The organism is Cellulosimicrobium sp. KWT-B (assembly GCF_002127155.1).
In the GTDB taxonomy this organism is placed as follows: domain Bacteria; phylum Actinomycetota; class Actinomycetes; order Actinomycetales; family Cellulomonadaceae; genus Cellulosimicrobium; species Cellulosimicrobium funkei.
This window is the reverse complement of sequence record NZ_NEDO01000013.1, coordinates 1-2,672: the sequence shown is the minus strand read 5'-3', so window position 1 is coordinate 2,672 and position 2,672 is coordinate 1. Positions and strand designations below refer to the sequence as shown.

The following is a 2,672-nucleotide window of genomic DNA, read 5'->3' as shown; positions in this document are numbered from 1 at the left end:
ACACAAAGACCAGCCAAAAACAGGCAACAGCGCCGTAGATGTCGTCTTTGGTCAGCATTGTTTTCGTGGTAACCCGGACTGGCGCGATGTGCTTAAGAATGGAGCGGTTGAAGGCCTCTGCTGCCGCTGGATCGAGCAGCTCCTGCAACTCCGGTTCGATTTCGTCTTGAATAAGAGCGAGCGCGGCCTGCTCGTCGCCGGCGCGTTGCACCGCCCCGACCAAACGCAATTTCCCACTCCGCACCGTGATGCAATTCACATGAAGAGGTGCTCGTGGTCCGGGTCCATCCCGAATATCTCGCGAAACAGAAACTGCCGCCCAAACTGGTAACCAAGGAAATCTGGAAAGATCGGTTCGAAGACATTCGTAATTTCGAACAGTACCTTTCAAACAACGGCGTCGTAGTTCGGAAGTTCTTCCTTCATGTCTCCAAGAAAGAGCAGAAACGCCGCTTTCTCGAACGCATCGAAGATCCATTGAAGAACTGGAAATTCTCCTCTAATGACGCCGCCGAACGCGATTTTTGGGACGATTACATGAAGGCCTACGAAGAAATGATTCAGGAGACGTCGACCAAGGCCGCGCCGTGGTACGTCGTGCCTGCAGACAACAAATGGTTTACCCGAGTAATCGTCGCCGCTGCGGTGATCGAGGCGCTGGCCGAGCTCAATTTGTCCTATCCCGATGTCGGCCCAGACAAACTGAAGGAATTAGCGGCGGCGAAGAGCAAGTTGCTGAAGAAGTAACAAACTGGACGACCGCAGGTCGATCCGGGGCAGTCCAATCCCGCGTGAGTAAGCCTAAAGTCCAATATCCGAGCAGAGGACCGGCGCGGCAAATTGACCGAAGATCTGAGAACCTAATCGCATGAACAATTACTATAAACAACTCTTCCTCTTAATTTCACTCTGCATTTGGGCAGCCATGCCGTCTTCTTCCAGCGCGGCGACAATTCCAGCCGGCACAACGCTTATCGTTCGAACCCTGACGTCGATCTCCTCGCGTGAAAGGGTCGGTCGAACTTTTAAGGCCGAACTCGACCGGGATGTGGTGGTCAACGGACACATTGTACTGCCGGCAGGGACGCCAGTGTCCGTGGTCATCGCGTCTTCGTTAGGTGACGTACGACGGTCCAGCGCACTTACGGTGGATTTGGATGCAATTTCAATCCACGGCCGAACTGTTGAGACTAAAACAACCGGTGCTTACAAACTGGAGCCGCGGACGACCACAAAACGGGGCGTCGCGTTGTATGGTCGCGACTCCATCCACCCGCACGGTACGCGAGTGGCATTCAGGCTGGCAAGGCCGTTAAGTTTATGAACTCAAAAAATCCTTCCTCCACCCTGGTAACGCTTTCCGCCGTGGTGGCAATTGGCGCTTTCACGGGCTGCGGGAAGACGGAAGTCGCTTCCGCACCACCCCCCGAAGTGCTTGTCCTCGAAGCAGCGACGCGAGACGTGCCGGTTTATCGCGAATGGATCGGGACGATTGATGGTTCAGAAAACGCGGAAATCCAGGCGCGCGTCAGTGGGCATTTAATTAAGCGCAGTTATGTCGAGGGCGCGCTGGTCAAAAAAGGCGATCCGCTTTTCGAAATCGATCCGCGACCGTCCGCAGCGGCGTTAGCCCAGGCAAAGAGCGAGCTCGAGCAAGGTCGCGCCGCGGCGTTAGCTGCTGCGGCTGAAAGAGATCGAAGCGACAAGCTGTTTGCTCAGAAAGTAATTTCTGAACAGGAACATACGAACAAAACGCAGCTGAACGAAGCGAACCAGGCGAAGGTTCAGGCATTGCAGGCGGCGGTGGAAGAAGCCCAGCTAAACTTGAACTTCTGTCACGTCACGTCGCCGGTCGAAGGGATCGCCGGCATCGCCAAGGCGCAGGTGGGCGACCTCGTTGGCACCGGAAGCAACGTGGTTTTGACCAGCGTTTCGACCCTCGATCCGGCCAAGATTTTGTTCCCGGTTAGTGAAGCCGATTATTTGGCAGCCAATCGGCGCGTTCAGGAAACGTTGAACAAGCCTTTGGATCAACGACCGGAAAGCATCGAGCTCATTCTGGCCGATGGATCGACCTTCCCTAACAAGGGCAAATTGCTTTCGGTAGATCGACAAGTTCAAACTACAACCGGGACAATCCTGGTCACTGCGCTGGTGCGAAATCCGGGCAGTATTTTACGGCCGGGGTTTTACGCGCGGGCGCGAATCGTGGCCGATGTGTTGAAAGCCGCGGTGGTCGTGCCGCAACGAGCGGTCTCAGAAGTGCAGGGCGCCTATCAACTTGGCATTATCGGCGGCGATAATAAGGCCGAGATCCGACCGGTCAAGGTCGGCGCGCGCACCGGGACCGACTGGGTCATTACCTCCGGACTGAAGCCGGGAGAAAAGGTTGTAGTCGAAGGTCTGCAAAAGATCAAGTCGGGCGCGCCAGTCGTGGCAGAACCATGGACGCCGCCCGCGGACCAAGCGGTGGCGGCGAACAACGCACAACCTGAAGCAAACGGCGAGAACAAGCCGGAAAGAAAATAACACACTGTGGCCAAGTTTTTCGTTGACCGGCCCATCGTTGCGATCGTGATCTCGATCGTGATGACGATCGTCGGCGTCATCACTTATCTCCGCCTGCCGGTCGCCCAGTTCCCGGACATCGTCCCGCCGGAAATCCAGGTGAA

The 2,672-nt window shown here is 56.0% G+C and carries 4 protein-coding genes; 3 read left to right on the top strand and 1 reads right to left on the bottom strand.

The window, feature by feature from the left end; translation table 11 throughout:
• A partial coding sequence (locus tag B9L22_RS19470) for a hypothetical protein (protein ID WP_143317413.1) occupies window positions 1–211 on the bottom strand: 211 nt, incomplete at its 3' end.
• A gap of 62 nt (window positions 212–273) precedes the next feature.
• Here B9L22_RS19470 and B9L22_RS19465 point away from each other — a divergent pair.
• From B9L22_RS19465 to B9L22_RS20775, 3 genes are all read left to right on the top strand, one after another.
• On the top strand, window positions 274–747 hold the full coding sequence (locus B9L22_RS19465; RefSeq protein WP_198947354.1) for a hypothetical protein: 474 nt from the start codon (window positions 274–276) through the stop codon (window positions 745–747).
• A gap of 573 nt (window positions 748–1,320) precedes the next feature.
• On the top strand, window positions 1,321–2,529 hold the full coding sequence (locus tag B9L22_RS19460) for an efflux RND transporter periplasmic adaptor subunit (RefSeq protein ID WP_086151582.1): 1,209 nt from the start codon (window positions 1,321–1,323) through the stop codon (window positions 2,527–2,529).
• A 6-nt stretch (window positions 2,530–2,535) separates the two neighbouring features.
• The coding region (locus B9L22_RS20775; protein ID WP_198947353.1) for an efflux RND transporter permease subunit at window positions 2,536–2,672 on the top strand (137 nt) is incomplete at its 3' end.

Bases quoted from the DNA above. Each gene is read 5' to 3' on its own strand.
- B9L22_RS19460 (WP_086151582.1), top strand. From the start codon at position 1,321: ATGAACTCAAAAAATCCTTCCTCCACCCTGGTAACGCTTTCCGCCGTG.